Below are 22690 nucleotides of genomic sequence, written 5' to 3'. Positions count from 1 at the left end.
AAATCTTCCTCAGGCCTTTGGAGGCGCGCCCTTCTGGTAGCGTGAGACGAGTTGGATCAGACCAAGGCAACCCCATGTAATGCCGAAGGAAATCACGGCAAGGGCGGCAGGCTCATAAGCGCGGTTGGCGCCGAGCAACTGCATGTAAGGTCCGAAGGCGGGGCGGTTCAAAAGCGCTGCCATGGTGAATTCACCAATGACGATGGCGAATGTCAGGAATGCGCCTGACAGTACGGCAACCAGCACATTTGGCAGGATGATGCGCGACAGGATGGTAAACCATCCAGCGCCCAGGCTCTGGGCGGCTTCAGTCAGTGTACCGATGTCGATGGTACGCAGACCCGTATCGACGGCGCGATACATGTAGGGCAAAGCAAGTATTGCATATCCGAACATCAACAACAGGTCGGTGCCGAAGGCTGAGCCGGTCAGCGGTAGCCAGCTCGAGGTGTTGTAAAGGCGGATGTAACCGAACACGATAACGATGGCTGGAATAACCAGTGGCAGCAGCGTGACGAATTCGACGTAAGGGCGAAGCGTGGGCAGTTTAAGACGCACCCAATAGGCAGTCGGAACCACCAGCAACACGCCGAACACGATCGTGAAAAGCGCCATCATGACAGAATAGCTGAAGGTTTCCTGAAAACGCGGATCGCCAAGCACCTTGGCGTAAGCGTCGAAGGAATATTCGCCGCGTCGCATTTTCATGGAAAAGTTTGTCATGCCGATCAACGGCAGGGCAAAATATAGAATGCCGAAAACCAGCGCACCCCAGGCAAAAATACGCTTCATTTCAGCCACCTTTCGCTGCGGGCGCGCAGCCAGATATAAAGCGCGTTGGCAATGCCGGTCAGTACGATCATGCCGAATGCAAGTGCGTAACCCAGATGCGGGTTACCGAGAACGTCGCCACGGATCTGAGCAAACAGCAGAATGGGAACGATACTTAGCGATGAACCGGTCAATGCGATCGCCGTTGCAACGGCGCCAAAGGCGTTGGCAAACAGCAGCGACATGGTGCCGAGAATGGACGGAAGCAGGATGGGGAATGCCACCATGCGCCAGTATTGGAAACCGCTGGCGCCAAGGATTTCGGCGGCTTCGCGCCATTCGCGCTTCAAACCATCCAGGGCAGGGGTGATGATGAGGATCATCAGCGGGATCTGGAAAAACAGATAGGTGATGGTCAGGCCCCAGAACGACAGCAGGTTGAAGCCCATGAGGCGTAGGTCAAGACCGAGCTGTGTTTTCAGGAAAACCGTGACGAGACCAACAGGGCCGAGTGTGGCGATGAAGGCGAAGGCCAGTGGCACACCGGCGAACTGCGAAGCAACACCGGAAAAGGTCAGCAGCGGGCTACGTATCCAGTTGGGCAGGCCACCCAGCACAACGGCTGCGGCCACACCAAAACCGATCAGGCAGCCGAGAAGGGCCGAGGCGATGCTGATTTTGATGGAAATCCAGTAAGCGGCGATAATCGAGGGCGTGTAGAGCCCCTTGATATTATCCAGCGTAAAACTGCCATCAGGATTTTGAAAAGCGCCAATGACGATTTTCATCGTCGGCAAAAACAGGAAAAGAACAACGAATATAAGAAAAGGTACAACGCCCAGCCAATCAAGCGGAAGACGAGGTCGCTTGCTTGTCTGCCGGGTCGCGCCAGTGTTGGCTGATGACATGCCGTGTGCCCCAAACGCCGCAGTTGATGCGGTCTCTTGCTTCAATTTTATAAAAACCGCCCCAGCACGCAATGGCCGGGGCGGCTTGTATCAATGCTTACTGAACGTTTGCGCCGACAACGCTGTCCCAGCCAGCTGTTACAGCGGCCTTGTTGTCGTCAACTTCCTGAAGGGTCGGGAAGTATGCCTTTTCGTAAGCAGCTGCTGGTGGCAGGGCATCAAGCAGATCCTGAGGGATCTTGTTGGCCTTTGCCATCGCGTTGAAGCGGATCGGGTGGCAGAAGCCCTTCAACCAGCCGAGCTGACCTTCGTCAGAATACAGGTGTTCCATCCAAAGCTTGGCAGCGTTCGGGTGTGGCGCGTAAGCCGAGATACCCTGTACGTAAACGCCAGCCAGAACGCCCTTGGCAGGAACGACAACTTCTGTCGGAGGGTTGCCATTCAGTGTCTTTGCCCAGGACAGAGCATTGTAGTCCCACGCGATGACGATCGGGGTTGCGCCCTGTGCCAGCGTACCGGCCTTGCCGATAACTGGTACGAAGTTGCCAGCCTTGTTGAGTTCTGCAAAGTACTTCAGGCCAGCTTCGCCGGCGTCCTTGCCAGACTTGGCATCGGAAGCAAGACCAGCAGCCAGAACGCTGAGGATAGCCTGGTTGGAAGCACGTGGGTCACCAGCAAGAGCAACCTGGCCAGCATATTCCGGCTTCAGCAGATCAGCCCAGTCGGTTGGAACGTTGGATACGAGATCCTTGTTCACCATGATGGACATAACGCCGTAGTAGTCGCCGTACCAGTAACCTTCGGCATCCTTAACTTCGTTTGGAATTTCGTCCCAGGTGGAAACCTTGTAAGGCTGCAACAGCCCTTCAGCCTTTGCCTGTGGACCGAAAGCCAGACCGACGTCGATAACGTCAGGAGCCTGCGGACCCTTGTTGTCCTTGTTTGCCTTGATGGCTTCGATTTCGTCAGCGGAACCGGCGTCTGGGTTCAGTTCGTTGACGGTGATCTCTGGATACTTGGCTTTGAAGGCTGCGATGACATCGCCATAACCACACCAGTCGTGTGGCAGTGCGACCGTAGTAAGCATGCCTTCCTTCTTGGCTGCTTCGATGAGTTCTGCACTTGGCTGAGCAGATGCGACGGCCGTGGAGGCGATCACAATGGCTGTAGACAGTGCTAGCAGGCGGCGGCTGTTAGAGATCACTTTTTTCTCCTCTTCGTGTTTCTCAGGCGTCGGCGGACGCTGATACTTCCGTTACGTGAACTTAATGTGACGATCAGATTGCGTTGCCCTTATCCGGATTCCGCCGCTTTTCGCCTTTTTTCCGCCATCTTTGCGTTTTGTTGCAACCCATGGAGCGGAAAAATATTTTTTTGTTCAGTGAAAAATTTCAAGGCGTCTATTCCGGCTTATCTTCTCCCCATCACGCGCCGGAAGCGTTGTAAGGTTATCCAAGCAGCAGATGCAATTTTCGTCAAGGAATATGCATTCTGACTGATGTTCATGTTCTGTCGGGTCTGCGGAACAGACGTGTCTGCTCGAAAAGTCCTTCCAGCGCGTTCATGCGTTCCTTTGTTTCGTCCCATGAACGGCTCTGAACGGCTTCGATCAGGGCTTCAACAACGAACAGGGTAACAACGGACGAATCCCACGCGGACGGCGCTTCGATCCGCACCCTAAACGTATGCAGTGCATGTTTTGCGACAGGGGAGGTCCATTGGTCGGTAAACAGCAGAATGCTGACGCCATTGGCATGGGCAACCTCTGCAAGGGTCGCCATGTCATGTTCGTAACGCCTGATGTCGAAGATCACCAGCACGTCACCGGCGCTCATGTTCAGCATATATTGCGGCCATGAGCTGGAGTTGGACGACATCAGCGTCGTTTTCGGGCGGATGACCTGCATATGGGTGAAGAAATATTCCGCGATCGATCCTGTGATACGGCCACCCACGAAATAGAGGCTGCGCTTACGGTCGGCCAGCAGCGCAGCGGCATTGTCGAAAGAGGCGGTGTCGAGATCGCTCAACGTGTCGCGCAGGTTGCTGGTAATGGCATCAGCGAAGCGGTTGAGAATGTGCAGGCCGGGAGCATTGGATGCCCAACGGTCATGTTTGGCGATCGGCCCGGAAATCGTCGCTTCCAGCTCCTGATGCAACCTTGCCTGAAATTCCGGATATCCCTTGAAGCCAAGCTTCTGCACCATACGCACAACGGTTGGCGTGGAGACGCCAGCGTTTTCCGCGACCGTGGTTATGCTGCCCAGTCCTGAGACGGGGTAGTTAGCAAGCAAGCTTTCCGCGAGCTGTTTTTCAGCTCTCGTCAGGTTTTCATAATGGCTATGGATGACATCCGATACGGTTGCCGCTGCACTTTGCAAATTGTTCCCCCTCCGGTCTTTTTGCCGGTCTGGATTTGCAGATTAACAATGGGGATGTTGGGGGAGTCAATGGAAAACTTGAAAAGATTTTTTCAGAATTCCATTGACAGAATGTAAATGGTGAAGAATTCTTTTCTTGCTGCGTGGGGACGTGGCATGATCTGGCGGGGTTCTTTGCATGACTTTGCGTTCACGGTTTTTCACTGATGCTGAGGGTGAGACTGTCGCCGTGGAAAACGCGGATGCCGTCGGTGATGTGCTATTGATCTGCGAACATGCGTCACGGGAAATTCCGGAGTATTTTGGCACGCTGGGCTTGGATGCCAATGTGCTGTCCAGCCACATTGCCTGGGACCCAGGCGCACTGGCGGTCTCCAGACTGCTGGTGGACAAACTTGATGCAACCCTTGTTTATCAACGATATTCCCGGCTGATCTACGACTGCAACCGCCCGCCGGAATCCGTGGCAGCAATGCCGTCTTCCAGCGAGATTTATGAAATACCGGGTAATCGGCAGATTTCCGATGCCGAGCGTTTTGCCCGCACATCGGCGGTTTACATGCCGTTCCACGAGCAGGTGGATGACATTATTGCCGCCCGCCTGTCGCAGGGGCGTCAGCCTGTCATCGTGACCATTCACAGCTTCACGCCTGTTTATTACGGCCAGCTCCGTGAGGTTCAGGTCGGCATTCTTCATGACGTCGACAGCCGTCTGGCCGATGGAATGCTGGCGGCGGCAAAGAGTGATTCTCCTGAAGGGGGTAAATCCTATCAGGTGGAAAGAAACCAGCCTTACGGACCGGAAGATGGCGTGACGCACACATTGCGCCTGCACGCACTGCCGGAAGGTTTGCTCAACGTGATGATCGAAATTCGCAACGATCTCATCAGGGATGAAAAGGAGCAGGAAGCTGCCGCGGATTTTGTGGCGAGACTTGTGAAACAGGCACTGTCATCGTTGGCAAGATGAAACAATCTGGGGAGATGGCGGGCAAAGATCCGCACTCGCAATAAGAACACTGGAAATACTGCCGCACGTTCAGACAGCCGAAAAGGCGCGAAGTGCTGCAGGGGAACAGTAAATGCGCATGGGCGCTAGCGGATCAATCGTTCCGAACGCACCCGATCAACTGGGGCAAAATCGGCCATTCCGGCTGACTGCCTGTTTTTTCTTTTTCAGGAGAGAAGAGCATGGACAGTTCATCAGCAGGCGTCAGCTATAAAAAAGCAGACGCTTCCTATTTCGAAAAACGAGGACTTTCACGCTACGCCGGTGTGTGGTCACTTTGGTCACTTGGGGTTGGCGCGGTTATTTCAGGTCATTTTTCCGGCTGGAACTTCGGGTTTTCCACCGGCGGGTGGGGTGGTATGCTCGTTGCGGGCATAATTATCGCCGTCATGTATCTCGGCCTTACTCTTTCCATTGCTGAAATGAGCCCGGCACTGCCGCATACGGGTGCGGCCTATTCCTTTGCCCGCACGGCCATGGGTCCGTGGGGCGGTTTTATCACCGGCCTTTGCGAGAACGTCGAATATGTTCTCACACCCGCCGTTATCGTGACTTTCATCACGGCCTATGTGAACTCAATCCTTGGGCTCGATCCCGTCTATTCACCCTTCTTATGGGTGTTGTTCTACGTGATCTTCCTTGCTCTCAACATTTTCGGGCTTGAGCTTTCTTTCAAGGTAACGCTGGTCATCACGCTGATTTCGCTCGGTGTTCTGGTGTTCTTCTGGATCAGCGCCATTCCGAACATGGACTTTTCGCGTTGGGCATTGAACATCGGCGTCGGGCCTGATGGCGCTGCGGTTGAACTGCCAGAGGGCAATGGATCATTTTTCCCATTCGGTTTTTCCGGTGTTCTGGCCACGCTGCCGTTTGCCGTTTGGTTGTTCCTTGCCATCGAACAGTTGCCGCTGGCGGCCGAGGAATCTGTCGATCCGAAGCGTGATATGCCGAAGGGCATCATTCTCGGCATTATCACTCTGATGATTTCGGCATTCATGATCGTGCTGCTCAACCCATCGCTGCCAGGCGTGGGTGCCTTTCATCTCGGTTCGTCGCTTGAGCCGCTGCTAGATGGTTTCAAGGCCGTCTATGGTGACGGTGGCGTGGTTCTGCTCGGTCTCGTTGCCTTGACCGGTCTGATCGCCAGCTTCCACACGATCCTTTATGCGCAGGGACGCCAGATCTATTCGCTGTCGCGTGCCGGATACTTCCCGACAGCACTTTCTGTCACTCATCCGAAGTTCAAGACACCGCATGTTGCAATGCTGACCGGTGCTCTGGTTGGTCTCAGCGTCATGCTGGTAATCTGGTTCTCGCTGGGCGCAGACCAGGGTGGCAGCATCATCGGCAGCGTGCTGCTGAACATGGCGGTGTTTGGTGCGATGTTCTCCTACATCATGCAGGCGATATCGTTCATCATGCTTCGCCGCAATCTGCCGCACATTGAACGGCCATTCCGTTCTCCCGTCGGTATTCCAGGAGCCGTGCTGACCATCATCATTGCTGTCGTGACCCTGCTGTATCAGGTTCAGGACCCTAACTTTTCAAAGGGTGTTGTCTGGGTGGCCGTATGGTTTGCCATTGCCATTGCGTATTTCGCACTGGTTGGCCGGCATCGCCTGATCCTGTCTCCGGAAGAAGAGTTTGCTCTGGAGCACAAGCAGGCCGCTACGCGTGCTTGACGCACGCCAATAAAAAGAACGGACGGCCCATAATTCGGGCCGTCTCCTTTCGATTGAGGGATCAGATAAAAAATGACCGCCACCTATACATTCGATGAACTGAAAAAAGACGTGACCGAAGGGCGTATCGATACTGTGCTGGCATGTCTGGTTGATATGCAGGGTCGCCTGATGGGCAAGCGTTTTCAGGCGGAATTTTTCGTGGAAAGTGCCCATGAAGAAACGCACAGCTGCAACTACCTGTTGGCGACCGACATGGAGATGGAGACTGTTGCCGGCTACAAGGCGACAAGCTGGGAAAAGGGCTATGGCGATTATACCATGAAGCCTGACCTCTCGACGCTGCGGCGCGTGCCATGGCTGGAAGGCACGGCTCTGGTGCTGTGCGACGTACTGGATCATCACACTCATGCAGAGGTGCCGCATTCACCGCGTGCCATCCTCAAAAAGCAGGTGGCGCGACTGGCCGAGATGGGGTTGAAGCCCTTCATGGCAACGGAGCTTGAGTTTTTCCTGTTCGACCAGACCTATGATGCGGCCCGTGAAAGTGGATATCGCAATCTGCACCTCGCCAGCGGTTACAACGAGGATTACCACATCTTCCAGACCACCAAGGAGGAGGATGTGATGCGGGCCCTGCGCAAGGGGCTGCAGGGAGCAGGCATTCCGGTGGAAAATTCCAAGGGTGAGGCATCGCCCGGTCAGGAAGAAATCAACGTGCGGTATGCCGATGCGCTGACCATGGCCGACCGCCATTCGATCATCAAAAATGCTGCCAAGGAAATTGCCTGGTCCAAGGGCAAGGCCATCACCTTCCTTGCCAAGTGGAATTATAATTCCGCCGGCAGTTCGTCACATATTCATCAGTCACTGTGGAGCCTTGATGGCAAGACGCCAGCCTTCTTCGATAAGCGTGGAGAGCATGGCATGTCTGACACAATGAAGCATTACATGGCGGGTCTGTTGGCGCATGCCAGCGAGATTACCTATTTCCTTGCGCCCTATATCAACTCCTACAAGCGGTTCATGGCTGGTACGTTTGCACCAACCAAGGCTATCTGGAGCAAGGACAACCGCACGGCAGGGTATCGCCTGTGCGGTGAAGGCAGCAAGGCGATCCGTGTCGAGTGCCGGGTGGGTGGTTCCGATCTCAATCCGTATCTCGCCATGGCGGCGCTGATTGCCGCAGGCATTGATGGCATTGAGAAGAAACTTGAATTGGAGCCTGCTTTCGTAGGAGATGCTTACGGTGCGAAAGAGGTGCGGGAAATTCCACACACCCTTCGCGCAGCAACTGCGGAATTGAAATCATCTGCCATGTTGCGGTCTGCTTTTGGCGATGAAGTGATTGACCACTATGTGCGCGCTGCCGAGTGGGAACAGGAAGAATACGACCGTCGCGTGACTGACTGGGAGGTCGCACGCGGTTTCGAGCGAGCATAAGCAACACTGGGTCGAGCCGTCAGATGCGGTTTCGGTCCAGTGTTAAAAGACAAGAATATGGAGCGACGAAAACAGCGGTTTGCGTCATTCCGTTAACACAGGAAAACGATCATGGTCATGATCCAGAATATCTCCCCCATTGATGGTTCGGTGTATGCCGAACGCGAGGCGCTGTCGCTGGATGCGGCACGTGCTGCCGTTGCCAAAGCACGCAATGCACAGAAGGATTGGGCACGGCGTCCGCTTGAGGACCGTGTGCAACTGGTGCTGAAGGGCGTGGCACGCCTCAATGAAATGGTCGGTGAGGTGGTGCCGGAACTGGCGCATATGATGGGCCGCCCCGTGCGTTATGGTGGTGAGTTCAAGGGTTTCAACGAGCGCTCCAATTACGTCGCCTCGATTGCGGCTGATGCTTTGGCACCGCTGGTGATCGAAGAAAGTGGCAATTTCGAACGCCGTATCGAACGCGAACCACATGGTGTCGTGTTCGTCATCGCACCATGGAACTACCCTTACATGACTGCGATCAACACGGTTGCGCCGGCTCTGATGGCAGGCAACACGATCGTCATCAAACATGCCGCCCAGACCCTGCTGGTGGGTGAGCGCATGGTCCGTGCCTTTGTCGAGGCGGGCGTACCCGAAGACGTGTTTATCAATGTGTTTCTGGACCACGGCACCACGTCTGCCCTGATTTCCGAAGGCCTGTTCAACTTCGTCAACTTTACCGGTTCGGTTGAAGGTGGTCGTTCCATTGAGCGCGCTGCTGCCGGAACCTTTACCGGCCTTGGTCTTGAGCTTGGCGGTAAGGACCCCGGTTATGTCATGGAAGATGCCGATCTTGACGCAGCGGTCGATACGCTGATGGATGGCGCGACCTATAATTCCGGCCAATGCTGCTGCGGCATCGAACGTATCTATGTCAATGAAGCGCTTTACGATGCGTTTGTCGAAAAGTCGGTTGCCTGGGTTTCCAATTACAAACTCGGCAATCCGCTGGAGCAGGAAACGACACTGGGCCCGATGGCCAACAAGCGTTTTGCCAAGGTGGTGCGTCAGCAGATTGCCGATGCGGTTGCCAAGGGTGCAAAGCCGCTGGTCGATGCAAAGCTGTTTGCTGCCGATGATGGTGAAAGCGCCTATGTCGCGCCGCAGATCCTGGTCAATGTCGATCACTCCATGGAGTTCATGACTGAGGAGACCTTTGGTCCTGCCGTCGGCATCATGAAGGTCAAGAATGACGACGAAGCCATCGCACTGATGAATGACAGCAAATACGGACTGACCGCATCCCTGTGGACGCAAGACCCGGCACGGGCAGGGCGGATTGGTCGCGAGATTGAAACCGGCACCGTGTTCATGAACCGGGCCGACTATCTCGATCCTGCTCTGTGCTGGACCGGCGTGAAGGAAACCGGCCGTGGCGGTTCACTGTCGGTCATCGGTTTCCAGAACCTGACCCGTCCGAAATCCTACCATCTGAAGAAAGTCACGAAATGAATATTGTCGCGAACTGGAGCTATCCGACCGCTGTCAAGCTGGGCCGTGGACGGATCAAGGAACTTGCGGATGCCTGCAAGACACTTGGCATCAAGAAGCCACTGCTGGTAACCGACCGTGGTCTGGCAAGCATGGCAATTACCGGCCATGCACTGGATATTCTGGAGCAGGCAGGTCTTGGTCGTGCGATCTTTGCCGAAGTTGACCCGAACCCGAATGAAATCAACCTTGAAGCCGGTGTAAAGGCGTTTAAGGACGGTGGTCATGACGGCGTTGTTGCCTTTGGTGGCGGCTCCGGCCTCGATCTTGGCAAGGCGGTCGCCTTCATGGCTGGTCAGACCCGGCCGGTATGGGACTTCGAAGATGTTGACGACTGGTGGACACGTGCCAATGTAGACGGCATCGCCCCAATCGTTGCCGTGCCGACCACAGCAGGTACCGGTTCAGAAGTCGGCCGCGCCAGCGTTATCACCAACTCCAAGACCCATGTGAAGAAGATCATCTTCCATCCGAAGTTCTTGCCCGGCGTTGTTATCTGCGATCCGGAACTGACGGTCGGTATGCCGAAGATGATTACCGCTGGTACCGGCATGGATGCCTTTGCTCATTGCCTTGAGGCCTATTCGTCACCGTTCTTCCACCCAATGAGCCAGGGCATTGCGCTGGAAGGTCTGCGTCTGGTGAAGGAATATCTGCCACGCGCTTACAAGGATGGCAGCGATATCGAAGCCCGTACCAACATGATGGCTGCTGCTGCCATGGGCGCTGTCGCTTTCCAGAAGGGGCTTGGTGCCATCCATTCGCTGTCGCACCCGATCGGTGCTGTCTACAACACCCACCACGGCATGACCAATGCGGTGGTGATGCCGGCGGTGCTGCGCTTCAATCGCCCCGCCATTGAAGACAAGATTGCTCGCGCGGCAGCCTATCTCGGCATTGAGGGTGGCTTTGACGGTTTCTACAATTACGTTCTTGAGCTTCGCAAAGGGCTGGGTGTGCCAGAAAATCTGACGGCAATGGGCATCAAGCCAGACCGGATTGATGAGCTGACAGCCGAAGCCATCAAGGACCCAAGCTGCGGCGGTAATCCGGTGCCGATGACACTGGAAAACACCAAAAAACTGTTCGAAGACTGCTTCTGAAAGCCAAATTCATAATGTTCAAACACTCTACTTTTGCGCCACTGATTGCAGTGGCGCTTTTTTGTCTGCCAGCCGGTGCGCAAGCAGAGAGCTTCAAAAGCCTGACAGGACAGGGTTATGCAGTCGGACCACTTGCCAAAAACAAGGCAGGTATCTGGGGCTGGACCTTTATGAAAAGCGGGACGCGCTACTTCTGCGAAATGAAGGTTGGCGTGGCCTATTCCGGCAAAAAGGGTATGATCGGCTTTACTAGTAGCGGCCGCACAATCAGCATTGATCGTGCGACCTACGAGGCCAATATCGGAGGTCCGGATGCCAGCCTGCCGCAATATGAAGACCTGAAGGCCGGACGTTTACGCGCCTCAGATGTCGGCTCTTGCCGCAAGCAGGCATAAAACAGGCGAGCCCATTCTGAACCTTTAAGGCATCGATACTGCATTTCGCGGTTGGAATATGAGGGCCGTATGGGGAAACACCTATACGGTCCTCTGTCGTATTTCGTGTCAAAAAGCATTTATGCAACAATGCCTTGTGCATGAATGCCCCAGCAGTTTTTTGCGACGATCTTGCGTTTTGGCAAATTTACAATCTTTCCAAAATTTCCGGTTCATTAACCATAATCGTTAAGAGTATGGGCTGGCACCATGAGCGTGAGGTGCCTTCAGGAGCGATGAAATTAGGCTCTGCATCACTTCGAGGGCTCCATGCCAGTCATTACATTCGCAAATACCAAAGGTGGCGCCGGTAAAACCACCGCCGTGCTCCTGCTCTCAACCGAACTTGCCCGTATGGGCCATCGCGTCACCATCCTAGATGCCGATCCGCAGCACTGGATCTCCCGCTGGCACGAACTTTCCGGGCATATCCCAAACCTCTCGGTTATCTCGCATGTCACAAGTTCGTCGCTTGAGGCCCATATCCGGGAAAACAAAGCCAATACGGACTGTTTTATCATTGATATGCCTGGCACCCGCAGCCCGTTGCTGACGATGGCGCTTGGCATATCCGACCATGTCGTCATTCCCATTCAGGGCTGTGCCATGGATGCGCGCGGTGGCGCGCAGGTTCTGGAACTGATTGAATTCCTCACCGAAAAGACCGGCAGAAAGATTGATCATTCGGTTGTGCTGACGCGCGTCAATGCGATGATCACCACCCGTTCGCTGCTGCTGGTCAAAGGCCTTCTGGCGACCAAAAACGTGCGCGTGCTCGACACAGCGATTGCCGAGCGTGCGGCGTATCGAGACATTTTCGACTATGGCGGTACGCTCTTGGGTCTCGATCCACTCAAGGTCAGCAACCTCGACAAGGCAAAAGAAAACGCCCAGTCGCTTGCCAAGGAAATCCTGCGGCTTTTGCCGGTCAGGGTTGTGCGTAGCGTACCTCACGTTCCCAGCATTCTGAGACGCAAGGTTGCCTGATACGGCTCCCTGTTCAGGCACAGATATTCGCCCGCTGCATCACCAGCGGGCGTTTTTGTTTTCAGTGATTGCTGTGCGAGGTGAGGTAGGAGCGGGGAGAGGTACCGAGCATACGTTTGAACATGGTGGTGAAGGCTGGAATGCTGCCATAACCGAGATCGAGCGCCACAGTGGTTACGGCTTCACCGGCCGCAAGGCGCGGTAATGCTGCAAACAGGCAGGCCTGCTGGCGCCACACGGACAGTGACAGGCCGGTTTGCCGGCGAAAAGCGCGGGTAAAGGCACGCCTGCTCATCGACAGTTCCCTTGCCCAGACATCGATGATGAGATCCGGCGTCGGGTTGGCGATGAACCGACGGCACAAGGCAGCAAGGCGCGGATCCTCTGGGAATGGCAGGCCGAGCGAAATGTCAGGCAGTTTGGCCACGACATTCAACAGCAGCGGCAGGATCAGGTCGGCGCGTTCGCGGCTGTTGTCGTCCGATGGCGGTTGCACGGCTTCGATGATCAGCTCTCGTGCTAGACCGGTTATGCTAACCACGCGCACGAAGGCGGGGAGGTCAGGCACGGCACTGGCATCAATATAAAGCGACAGCATGGTTACGGCACCTAACATCTCCACGGAATGTTCGACACCCGGTGGTATCCACAAGGCGTGTTCAGGTGGCACCATCCAGCGACCCTGATCGGTGGTGACAAGCACCACGCCGGAGCGCGCATAAAGCAATTGTGTTCTCTTGTGGCTGTGGCGTTCAACCAGATCGCCGGCACTGTAATGGTTGGGTGAGGTGTGAACCGGACCCGCCGCAGTCTCTATCGCCCACAGTCTGTCATAGTGCTTGCTGCGGGGTCCCATTATTTCTTGTGGCTTCTTTTGCTGCATTTGGCCCACTCGCGTAATAAATGGACCAAAACACGAAAGCGGGGGTGCCACAATCCTCTTATTGGATTATGTCAAATAATGGAGACGAAAGTGGCCAATAACTCAGTAGGTCTGGAAACACACAAAGCGGAAGAAACGGTCTTCGGCATCATCATGGCTGTCAGCTTCTGTCATTTGCTGAATGACACGATGCAGTCGCTTATTCCGGCGCTTTATCCCATGCTCAAGGACGGATATGCGCTCGACTTCACGCAGATCGGTCTACTTGGACTGGTGTTTCAGGTCACTGCGTCGCTGCTTCAGCCGTTGATCGGTATTTACACCGATAAACGTCCGCTGCCGTATTCACTGTCGGTCGGCATGGGCTTTTCGCTCATCGGCCTGTTGTTGATGGCCTATGCGCATTCCTATGCGGTCCTGCTGCTGGGAGCCGGTGTGTTGGGTCTGGGATCTGCGGTATTCCATCCGGAATCCTCGCGTGTTGCACGTCTTGCCTCAGGTGGCCGCCATGGTTTGGCGCAGTCACTGTTTCAGGTGGGCGGCAATTTTGGCTCGGCACTTGGACCGTTGCTTGCTGCATTCATCGTGCTGCCGCGTGGACAGGAAAGCGTTGCGTGGTTCTCTGCTGCGGCATTGGCTGGCATGATCATTCTGTTCCAGGTGGGCAGATGGTATTCGCAGCACCGTGTTGCCACCGCAAAGCGTATGGCTGCTGCACCAGCTATCGTGTTGCCCCGCGCAAAGGTCATGAAGGCCATTGCCGTTCTGGCACTGCTGGTATTGTCGAAGTACCTCTACATGACCAGCCTTTCGAGCTATTACACCTTCTACATGATCGAGCGTTTCGATGTGTCGGTGCAATATGCACAGATCCTGCTGTTCGTGTTCCTCGGCGCCGTCGCCATCGGTACGGTTGCTGGTGGACCAGTTGTTGACTGGTTCGGCACGAAATTCGTGATCTGGTTCTCGATCCTTGGTGCGCTGCCCTTTACGCTGGTGCTGCCTTACGTCGGCTACAACACAACGATTGTCCTGACATTTATCATCGGTGTGATCATGGCGTCGGCCTTCTCGGCAATCGTGGTGTTTGCACAGGAATTGGTGCCGGGCCGCGTTGGCATGATTGCAGGACTGTTCTTCGGTTTCGCTTTCGGTATTGGCGGTATCGGTGCTGCGGCACTTGGCGTGGTGGCGGACCACAAGGGCATCGTCTACGTCTACCAGGTGTGCTCGTTCCTGCCTCTGCTTGGATTGCTGACAGTGCTGCTGCCGGATATCGGCAAGGGTCGCAGACACAAGATCAAGGTCTGACGGCCTCCACGAAGACAAACGAAAAGGCGCGACACCTAACAAGTGTCGCGCCTTTTTTATGTCGTGAGAATGGTTGGAGGCCTTATTCGGCAAACTCCACAACCACGCCGGGCTTGACCATCTTGGCCAATTCGGTGGCATCCCAGTTGGTCAGGCGAATACAGCCGTGGCTGTTGGTCTTGCCGATCTTGGATGGCTCCGGTGTGCCATGAATGCCGTAGGTCGGTTTCGACAGGGCAATCCAGACGGTGCCAACCGGACCGTTCGGGCCTGGCGGGATCTGCAGGATCTGAGTGTTCTGACCCTGCTGGAAGTTGATTTTCGGATTGTAGGTATAACCGGGGTTCAGCGCGATACGTTCAACGGTGTGAATGCCGCTTGGCGACGGTGTGTCAGAAGAACCGATGGTGGCCGGATAGGCAGCGACCAGCGTGCCGGTTTCGTCATAGGCGAATACCTGTTTGATGCCCTTGTGGGCGACGATGCGCGCAACCGAGCTGGCCTTCGGTTTGCCGGGATCGATGACCTTGATGATCGAGCCGGGCACCGTGAAGTCAATGCCGGGGTTCAGCTCTTTCAGATAGGTTTCATCCATGTGGAAACGTTCGGCCAGCGATTCCGTGACCGAGGTAAACGACATGGCAGGAAGCTGCGCCTTCTGGCTGTAGTCGTCAGGAATGGCTGCAACATACGGACCGGCAGCATCGGCTGCGGTGATCGTGTAGTTGACGATGGCCATGCCACCGGACATGCGCAAGCGCTCCAGAATGTCTTCCGAATTGTTCGGGTCCAGTGTTTCGCCAGTCATGTCCTGCCAGGCCGAAATGGCCTTGGTGACGTTGGAGCCCATCTTGCCGTCGATGACGCCGGGCGAGATGCCTTCACGGTCGAGGAATGTCTGAAGTGCGACGATTTCCTGACGCGAACGATTGGTCGGTGCGGTAACCGGCGCGTGGCGCTCGATCAGGCGATCCGGCTGCGGAACGGCGGCTGTCGTGCTTTCACCGGGCATTGGCTGTTCCAGCGGTGCGCTTTCAATGGCGCCAGGTGCGGGCACGGAACCGGTGTAGACGTCACGGTCTGTGCCATCATTGCGATATTCGCGGTAATCACGAACGCTACCATTGTCGTAATAGCCGATATCGCGATGGGAGTGGCCAGGTGCTGGCGGATAATAGGTCTCGCGGGAAGGCTGCTGCCTGCGCACAGCCTCCGGCGGCATTTCCGTGGCCAGCAGGTTGCCATAGCTATCATAGAAAACGGTGCGGCCCATGCGGTCGCGGCTGATGACCATGTCACTGCGTTGCGGAATGAAATCAAGCACGCGTCCATCCGGCGTCACCAGCAGTGGCTGTTCCTGAGTGGCATAGCTATAGCGGTCCTGCGCGTCAGCAAAACTGAACGGCAAGACGGACAAAGTGGTAACAGCCACGAAAAAAGTTGTTTTAAGAAACTGTTTCACGATTCCGCTTTTCCTCACTCTTTTCATCCACCTACACATCACAATATTGACCCTATTGTGAAAAAGATGAATTCGAAGTGAACGTTACGTTAATTTCATCATGTCTCAGTGCACGTTCACGGTAAAATATAGTTCAACTGCCAGTGAGAGGCCGTATGCGACACATTCAACTTGGTAAATCGCCAGTTATTCATCTGGATGAAACGTCGGTTCTGGACATCGGTTCCTGCATTGTAGAGGGAATCAATATAGCACCGGGCAGGGCTATTCCTGATGATGGCGACCCGCGCATCGATCACTCGCTGGAAGGTTTTCTGTTCACCTGTGGCCCTGACCACATTCGCCATCCGCAGCCGATTGAGGGCGATGCCGAGGGCCGCAAATATCCGCTGCATGGCTCGTTCTCGTCCCACTCGGCTGAGATAACCGCTTGGGACGTCGGCGAGAAAAATGCAAGGATCGCAGCGGATATTCCGGTGCGGCTTGCCACTGGTGGCGCGGCCTTGTTGCAGCGTGTCTGGACGATTGACGGGGCAACCGGTGAAGTGGCGCTGGACGACACGATCACCAATACCAGTGACACGGTGCAACCGGTATTTCTGATGTACCACATGAATGTCGGCGCACGGTTGTTCGATGACAATGTGCAGCTCGAAGGCGATATGCTGGAGGGTGGTGGCTTCAACTGGCGGTTTGGCGAGGAGCCGGGCAGCGTGTTCTGTGTGCCAGCCCCTGGCAATGAGACATGGGCAACGCTTCGTCTGGGGCCGATTGCCTCGCTTGGCGGCAAGAGCCTGACAGTGCAGTTCCGCACCGATACTCTGCCTTATCTACAAATGTGGCGTAACCAGAAGGCGCCTGCCCATGTCCTTGGCATCGAGCCGGTTTCGCACCGCTGGGTCAGCCGTGAGGAGCTTGCCGACAGTGGCGAGTTCAACATGTTGCAGCCGGGCGAAACGCGGAATTACGGTTTGCGTTTCCACATTGCCTGATGCGGTTTTAAACCCGGTGCTGGCAGTTGCTTGTCGATTGACGCACCGGCCAATTCGCCTTACACCCTTGGCACTTCAATTTTAGAGGCGAAGGGCCGAAAGGCTTGCCGAGCCAAGGCATTTCAGGAGGATTTGAAGATGGATATCCGACGTATTGACGATGAATATTCAGTGACCGGCCAGATCAGCGTTGCCGATCTGGATCAGATCAAGGCGCTCGGCTTTAAATCCATCGTTTGCCACCGCCCAGACGGTGAAGAAGAGGGCCAGCCTCTGTTTGCCGATATTGCCGAGCGGGCGGAAGAACTGGGTCTGACCATTGCACATGTGCCGGTTGGTCGTAACGGTGTCGATGGTGAAGCTGTTTCCGGAATGGTGGATGCGCTTGACGAGTTGCAGCGTCCGATGCTGGGCTACTGCCGCTCTGGCGCGCGCTCGACTGCCATCTACGACAAGACCCACCATCTGCGCGGCTAAGTCGTTTTTGCACGTTGCCCGAAATGGGGCAGGAAATTTCATAAGCTTATAACAGGAGCATTTTCATGAGCATCAAGCGTATCGAACCCGGCAAGCGTATGAGCGGTGCAGTCGTTCACGGCAATACTGTTTATCTGGCTGGTCAGGTTGGTGAAGGTTCGTCGGTTGCCGAGCAGAGCAAGTCTGCACTGGCTGAAGTTGATCGTCTGCTGGCTGCTGCCGGTTCTGACAAATCCAAGATCCTTCAGACCATCATCTACCTCTCCGACATGTCGACCTTCGGTGAAATGAATGCTGTCTGGGAAGGCTGGATTGACCCGGCAAACCCGCCAGCACGCGCCACCAGCGAAGCTGCTCTGGCAACGCCTGACTACAAGGTTGAGTTCATCGTGACGGCAGCGCTCTAAGTCGCCGATCGCAACGAACAAACAGAAAAGGCCGGTCAGTGTCATGCTGACCGGCCTTTTTTATGAGGTTATCAAGGGGGTTCGCTCAGGGATTGTCGTTGTTTGTGAATCCCTTGTTACTGTTACTTCGAATCCTGATTCAACGCCTTTGCAAGTTGATTCAATGTTTCGACACGGTCCGCAAACCACAGCCGCGCCAGATCGGACGAGGCTGCGAGGTTGATACCTTCGGGATCAATCGACGTGATGTTCCAGGTTCTTTCTTTTTTGCCGGCGAGCGACGCCAGCCGAGTGGCCTCACCCCTGATGGCGTTGAGGCGTTTGATTTCGTCGGCAGCGCCAGCCATCAGCGCGTCGGCTCCGGAGAGGTTGGTCCGGAGGTCATCCGGTGTAATGTTGCTGGCATTGCGTGCTGGCCCGCCATTGATCTGCACGCCCTCAACCTGCAGCCGGAACAGCAACGTGTCGGGAAGTGACAGATAGAGCTTGGATTTCGGGTAACGAGCGAGATAGGCGGCCTTTGCCGTTTCAAATTCATCCGCGCCGATCAAGACAGCACGACCGACCAGTGTCAGGCGAGGTTCCGTCAGCGCATCACCTTTGCCAAACGGGGCAAGCGTCAGGGAAATGCGGTTATCGGCTTCGATGTTGCGGGCGTGAAGTGTCAGACGTGCTGCAAAAAAGAATGGCGTGCCGTCAGGCTCAATCGCGATATTGGTGACAGTGGTATAGGGATAACCGCTGACGGGATCGATGGTCGCCAGCGCTGCAAACCGGCAGGTATGAAGAACGGTTTTAGAAACCCGCACCGCTTCAAAAGGGGCGCCAGCGCTGGGCTCGATCTTCATTCCTCTTGGAGTGATCACTGGGGACTGTGCTTCCGGCATGGCGCTTCCTGTTGGTTTATTTGACCGCAGGAATTGCACCATTCCGGAAACCTGTCCATGCCAAGTATCAGGTTTTTTCGCGAATTTGCGTCAGTGTGCGGGTGGGCGTGATGGCTTCCGCATCCAGCTTGATTTCGATGATTGCCGGTTTGCCGCTGGCGCGTGCGCGCTCGAACGCCGGTGCAAACTGATCGGTGGTTTCGACAAGCTCACCATGGCCGCCATAGGCCTTGGCGAAAGCCACGAAATCCGGATTGACCAGATCCGTGCCACTGACGCGACCGGGATATTCCCGCTCCTGATGCATGCGGATGGTGCCATAGGTGCCATTGTTGACCAGCAGCGTGATGATGGGCAGGCCGTAACGCACGGCCGTGATGAATTCTTGGCCATGCATCATGAAACAACCATCACCGGCAAAGCAGATGACCTCGCGCTCCGGGAACAGATGTTTGGCGGCAACCGCAGCCGGCAGACCGTAACCCATCGAGCCCGATGTTGGCGCAGACTGGGTGTTGAAGCGCTGGAAGCGATGGAAACGGTGAAGCCATGTGGCGTAGTTGCCAGCACCATTGGTGAAAATGGCATCCTTCGGGGCGTTTTCCTCAATCCATTCCATGATCGGGCCCATGTGAACCGAACCGGGGCCTGTCTTGGGTGGGGTCGACCACTTGAGGTAGGTTTCGTGCATGGCAACGGTACGTTGTTCCCAGACGGGATTGGACGGTGCCTCAAGCTTAGCTAGGGCCGCCACAAAATCCTTCGGGCTGGCACAGATGGCCAGATCCGGGCGGTAGACACGACCGAGTTCATCCGGGTCCGGATAGACATGCACCAGCTTCTGCGCAGGATATGGAATATCAAGCAAAGTGTAGCCGGAGGACGGCATTTCGGAGAAACGTCCACCGAGCAGCACGATGAGGTCTGATTCCTTGACCTCCTTGCCAAGTGCTGGATTAACGCCGATGCCGATGTCGCCGACGTAAGATGGGTGCAGGTGGTCAAACAGCATCTGGCGGCGGAAAGAGCAGCCGACCGGCAGTTTGAACTTTTCAGCGAAAGCCTGGAACTGTGCCACGCTTTCTTCCGTCCAACGGGTGCCACCAAGAATGACCAGAGGACGTTTGGCGTCCTTCAGTATCTCGGCAAAGTCAGCAATTTGTGCTGCACCCGGATGCGCCTCGACCGGGGTCGATGGCTTCGCCTGCGGTGCGTCAAATTCCTCGACCAGCACATCCTCAGGCAGGGTGAGAACAACAGGGCCGGGACGGCCGGAGGTGGCAACGGCAAAGGCGCGGCTTACAAATTCGGGAATGCGCCTGACGTCATCAATCTCACCCACCCATTTGGCGAATTCGGTAAAGGCGCGGCGATATTCGACTTCCTGAAAGGCTTCACGTTCACGCGCATCGCGCTGCACCTGGCCGATGAACAGGATCATCGGAATGGAATCCTGCATGGCGATATGCAGGCCGGCTGAGGCGTTGGTTGCCCCGGGACCACGGGTTACCATGCAGATACCGGGTTGGCCCGTCAGACGACCCCAGGTGTCGGCCATCATTGCGGCGCCACCTTCCTGACGGCAGACAATGGTTTCAATGCCGCTTTCATAGAGTGCATCGAGAACGGCGAGATAGCTTTCGCCGGGAACGCAGGAAACGCGTGTTACGCCATTGGCCTTCAGTGCCTCGACAATCAATTGTCCGCCGGTTCTTTTCATGGCGTCATGTTCCTTTCGATCTCTTCCAGTTCAGCCAGCACATCAGCCTGATGTTCGCCAAGACGCGGGCTGGGGCGTTCGTATTGCAATGGTGTTTCGGACAGCACGATGGGGGTGCGGACACCGGGAATAGTGGTGCCGTCTGCAGCCTGCAGATCAACCCGCAATCCTCGCGCCTCTACCTGCGGGTCGGCAAACATTTCCTCGATCGAGTTGATCGGGCCGGCCGGCACCGCATTGCTTTCGCAGGCGGTCAGCAGATCGCGCTTTTGCCACTTCAAGGTTTCGGTGGAGATGATGCGCCGTACGTCTGCCTTGTGGGCGACACGCGCCTTGTTGGTCGCGTAACGCTCGTCACTGGCGATGTCGGCAAGCCCAAGAATTTTGCACAGGCGGCTGAACTGGCCATCATTGCCAACGGCCAGAATAAGGAAACCATCGGCTGTTGGTACCACCTCGTAAGGGGATATGTTGGGATGGGCATTACCAAGACGCACCGGAGGCTTGCCAGAAATGAGATAGTTCATGTTCTGGTTGGCCAGCACGGCCGACTGAACATCCAGCAGGGCCATGTCGATATGCTGGCCCTGTCCGGTGCGCATCGCGTGGATGATGGCTGCCTGAATGGCGGTCACCGAATAAATGCCGGTGAAGATGTCCGCAACGGCAACGCCCGCCTTCATAGGCTGGCCATCCGGTTCACCGGTGATTGACATGAAACCTGACATGCCCTGCACGATGTAATCGTAACCGGCGAAATCCGCATAGGGGCCAGTTTGGCCGAAACCGGTAATTGAGCAATAGATCAGCTTCGGATTAAGCGCTTTCAGGCTTTGATAGTCTAGCCCATATTTGACAAGCCCGCCACGCTTGAAATTTTCGATGACCACATCTGCGGTTGCAATCAGACGGCGAACGAGATCGCAGCCTTCGACGGTACGCAGATCAGCGGTTATCGACCGTTTGCCGCGGTTGGTGGCGTGATAATAGGCGGCCGAGAGATTGTCGCCATCAACACTTTCCACGAAGGGTGGTCCCCATGCGCGGGTATCATCACCGCCATCGGGGTTTTCAATCTTGATGACATCGGCGCCCATATCCGCCAGCATCTGTCCCGCCCATGGCCCTGCCAGAACACGGGCCAGTTCGATAACGCGGATGCCTTTAAGTGGTGGCTGTCTGTCATGTGTCTGCTGGGTCATGTCTAGGGTCATTATCTCATGGGGTCAGCGGTGTGGTCTCGACATTGGAGACTGGCTTTGAAGCAAAGCGGCGTTCCCGCCAGATGATGTAGAGGCCCGACGCTACGATGATGCCGATGCCAAGCCATTTGATGGCATCCGGGAAGTGGTTGAACACCAGCCAGCCGAAGATCGTCGCAGAAACAATTTCCAGATATTGCAACGGGGCCAGCATCGAGGCCGGGGCTGCGCGATAGGCGTAAACGCCGAGAATGCCTGATAGAGTGGCTGAAACACCAACACCCAAGAGATAAAGCAGGATCGTGGTATCGGCCGAGGTAAAGGCAATCCCGGGCATTCCAAGCATGTCACTGAACAACATTGGCAAAACGCAGAACAGGAAACCCCACATGCCGGATTGAAGCTGCATGCTCCACGGATCTTCCTTCTGCGAACCGATGCGGGTCAGAATGGCGAAAATGGCAATGCAGAATGCCGAAAGAACCGGCAGAAGCGCAACGTAACCGACTTCGGCAAAACTGGGCTGGATGACCAGCAACGCGCCCAAAAAACCGACGGCGCATGCGGTGTAACGCCGCCAGCCAATCGCTTCCTTCAGAATGATGCTGCTAAGGATGGTGAGAATGATTGGCTCAACGAAAAAGATGGCAATTGCGTCTGCCACTTCCATGAATTCCACCGTGGCAACGAAACTGATCATCGACAGGGCAAGGATGCCACCACGAACGATGTGAAAGCCTGTTGAGCGCCAGGACATCGAGAACAGATGCGGTCGCATGATGAGAAAAGGCACGGCTGCAAGCGATTGGATCAGGAAACGCGCTGCACTGATTTCAATCGCTGGAACGGTCGTGATGGCCAGCTTGGCGAAAATGTCGATAATCGGGGAAATCATCACCGCGGCAAACATCATGAACAGCCCGGTGGATACACTGCCGGATGCCAGAGCTGTCGCTTGAGTTGCTGTTTTTCCGCGGGCCATTTTCAATGTCATTGGTGTTTCTTTCAACGTGCGAATGCGCAACGGTGTCCTGACTATAGAACACCCTTTTTGAGGGAACGCATTCGATATTATCTCATGATGATATTCCG

General features: G+C 55.6%; 21 protein-coding genes. 11 read left to right on the top strand and 10 right to left on the bottom strand.

All coding sequences use genetic code 11. The features are described 5' to 3' along the window. Positions 1 to 9 precede the first annotated feature (9 nt). From HGO37_RS01940 to HGO37_RS01925, 4 genes are all read right to left on the bottom strand, one after another. Complete coding sequence (locus HGO37_RS01940) at positions 10 to 792, bottom strand: ABC transporter permease (RefSeq protein ID WP_250981912.1); 783 nt, start codon at positions 790 to 792, stop codon at positions 10 to 12. Then, on the bottom strand, positions 789 to 1679 hold the full coding sequence (locus HGO37_RS01935; protein ID WP_192488472.1) for an ABC transporter permease: 891 nt from the start codon (positions 1677 to 1679) through the stop codon (positions 789 to 791). The genes HGO37_RS01940 and HGO37_RS01935 overlap by 4 nt, the downstream gene beginning before the upstream one ends. Before the next feature lie 97 nt (positions 1680 to 1776). Next, positions 1777 to 2883: an ABC transporter substrate-binding protein gene (locus HGO37_RS01930; RefSeq protein WP_192488473.1), complete on the bottom strand. Its 1107-nt coding sequence runs from the start codon at positions 2881 to 2883 to the stop codon at positions 1777 to 1779. A 298-nt stretch (positions 2884 to 3181) separates the two neighbouring features. Continuing rightward, positions 3182 to 4060 carry a MurR/RpiR family transcriptional regulator gene (locus tag HGO37_RS01925; protein WP_192488474.1) on the bottom strand — a complete coding sequence of 293 codons (879 nt, stop codon included), beginning with the start codon at positions 4058 to 4060 and terminating at the stop codon, positions 3182 to 3184. 178 nt (positions 4061 to 4238) lie between these two features. Here HGO37_RS01925 and HGO37_RS01920 point away from each other — a divergent pair, with 178 nt between their 5' ends. The 7 genes from HGO37_RS01920 (at position 4239) to HGO37_RS01890 (ending at position 12257) form a co-directional block, all read left to right on the top strand. After that, positions 4239 to 5030, top strand: a complete 792-nt coding sequence (locus HGO37_RS01920) for an N-formylglutamate amidohydrolase (RefSeq protein WP_250981911.1) — start codon at positions 4239 to 4241, stop codon at positions 5028 to 5030. A 221-nt stretch (positions 5031 to 5251) separates the two neighbouring features. Next, positions 5252 to 6751 carry an amino acid permease gene (locus HGO37_RS01915; protein ID WP_250981910.1) on the top strand — a complete coding sequence of 500 codons (1500 nt, stop codon included), beginning with the start codon at positions 5252 to 5254 and terminating at the stop codon, positions 6749 to 6751. A 72-nt stretch (positions 6752 to 6823) separates the two neighbouring features. Then, positions 6824 to 8194, top strand: a complete 1371-nt coding sequence (locus HGO37_RS01910; protein ID WP_250981909.1) for a glutamine synthetase family protein — start codon at positions 6824 to 6826, stop codon at positions 8192 to 8194. Positions 8195 to 8305: 111 nt separating this feature from the next. After that, positions 8306 to 9694: an aldehyde dehydrogenase family protein gene (locus HGO37_RS01905; RefSeq protein WP_250981908.1), complete on the top strand. Its 1389-nt coding sequence runs from the start codon at positions 8306 to 8308 to the stop codon at positions 9692 to 9694. Further along, a complete protein-coding gene (locus HGO37_RS01900) occupies positions 9691 to 10836 on the top strand; it encodes an iron-containing alcohol dehydrogenase (RefSeq protein WP_250981907.1) in 1146 nt (381 codons plus the stop codon). Before HGO37_RS01905 ends, HGO37_RS01900 begins: the two co-directional genes overlap by 4 nt. A 14-nt stretch (positions 10837 to 10850) precedes the next feature. Then, positions 10851 to 11231, top strand: a complete 381-nt coding sequence (locus tag HGO37_RS01895; RefSeq protein WP_250981906.1) for a hypothetical protein — start codon at positions 10851 to 10853, stop codon at positions 11229 to 11231. Between the two features lie 309 nt (positions 11232 to 11540). Then, positions 11541 to 12257, top strand: a complete 717-nt coding sequence (locus HGO37_RS01890) for an AAA family ATPase (protein WP_250981905.1) — start codon at positions 11541 to 11543, stop codon at positions 12255 to 12257. A 61-nt stretch (positions 12258 to 12318) separates the two neighbouring features. Here HGO37_RS01890 and HGO37_RS01885 read toward each other — a convergent pair whose 3' ends face one another. Beyond that, on the bottom strand, positions 12319 to 13113 hold the full coding sequence (locus HGO37_RS01885; RefSeq protein WP_250981904.1) for an AraC family transcriptional regulator: 795 nt from the start codon (positions 13111 to 13113) through the stop codon (positions 12319 to 12321). A 105-nt stretch (positions 13114 to 13218) separates the two neighbouring features. Between HGO37_RS01885 and HGO37_RS01880 the strand changes: the two genes are divergently transcribed. Beyond that, positions 13219 to 14451: an MFS transporter gene (locus HGO37_RS01880; protein ID WP_502941365.1), complete on the top strand. Its 1233-nt coding sequence runs from the start codon at positions 13219 to 13221 to the stop codon at positions 14449 to 14451. Positions 14452 to 14533: 82 nt separating this feature from the next. Here the strand turns inward: HGO37_RS01880 and HGO37_RS01875 are convergent, their stop codons facing one another. Further along, positions 14534 to 15913: a L,D-transpeptidase family protein gene (locus HGO37_RS01875; RefSeq protein WP_502941364.1), complete on the bottom strand. Its 1380-nt coding sequence runs from the start codon at positions 15911 to 15913 to the stop codon at positions 14534 to 14536. 155 nt (positions 15914 to 16068) lie between these two features. Here HGO37_RS01875 and HGO37_RS01870 point away from each other — a divergent pair, with 155 nt between their 5' ends. From HGO37_RS01870 to HGO37_RS01860, 3 genes are all read left to right on the top strand, one after another. Beyond that, positions 16069 to 16905, top strand: coding sequence for an aldose 1-epimerase family protein (locus HGO37_RS01870; RefSeq protein ID WP_250981902.1), 837 nt, complete (start codon positions 16069 to 16071; stop codon positions 16903 to 16905). 138 nt (positions 16906 to 17043) lie between these two features. Continuing rightward, positions 17044 to 17382, top strand: a complete 339-nt coding sequence (locus HGO37_RS01865; RefSeq protein WP_250981901.1) for a protein tyrosine phosphatase family protein — start codon at positions 17044 to 17046, stop codon at positions 17380 to 17382. Between the two features lie 65 nt (positions 17383 to 17447). Then, complete coding sequence (locus HGO37_RS01860; RefSeq protein ID WP_192488487.1) at positions 17448 to 17789, top strand: RidA family protein; 342 nt, start codon at positions 17448 to 17450, stop codon at positions 17787 to 17789. A 122-nt stretch (positions 17790 to 17911) separates the two neighbouring features. Here the strand turns inward: HGO37_RS01860 and HGO37_RS01855 are convergent, their stop codons facing one another. The 4 genes from HGO37_RS01855 to HGO37_RS01840 form a co-directional block, all read right to left on the bottom strand. Further along, positions 17912 to 18676, bottom strand: coding sequence for a HugZ family pyridoxamine 5'-phosphate oxidase (locus HGO37_RS01855; protein WP_250981900.1), 765 nt, complete (start codon positions 18674 to 18676; stop codon positions 17912 to 17914). A gap of 67 nt (positions 18677 to 18743) precedes the next feature. Next, positions 18744 to 20396: a thiamine pyrophosphate-binding protein gene (locus tag HGO37_RS01850; protein WP_250981899.1), complete on the bottom strand. Its 1653-nt coding sequence runs from the start codon at positions 20394 to 20396 to the stop codon at positions 18744 to 18746. Next, complete coding sequence (caiB, locus tag HGO37_RS01845; RefSeq protein WP_250981898.1) at positions 20393 to 21598, bottom strand: succinate--glutarate CoA-transferase; 1206 nt, start codon at positions 21596 to 21598, stop codon at positions 20393 to 20395. The genes HGO37_RS01850 and caiB overlap by 4 nt, the downstream gene beginning before the upstream one ends. A 16-nt stretch (positions 21599 to 21614) precedes the next feature. Then, a complete protein-coding gene (locus HGO37_RS01840; RefSeq protein ID WP_250981897.1) occupies positions 21615 to 22592 on the bottom strand; it encodes a DMT family transporter in 978 nt (325 codons plus the stop codon). Positions 22593 to 22690 lie beyond the last annotated feature (98 nt).

The organism is Rhizobium sp. CG4, assembly GCF_023701965.1.
In the GTDB taxonomy this organism is placed as follows: domain Bacteria; phylum Pseudomonadota; class Alphaproteobacteria; order Rhizobiales; family Rhizobiaceae; genus Agrobacterium.
The sequence above is the reverse complement of the archived record's forward strand: the minus strand, read 5'-3'. Positions and strand labels throughout refer to the sequence as shown.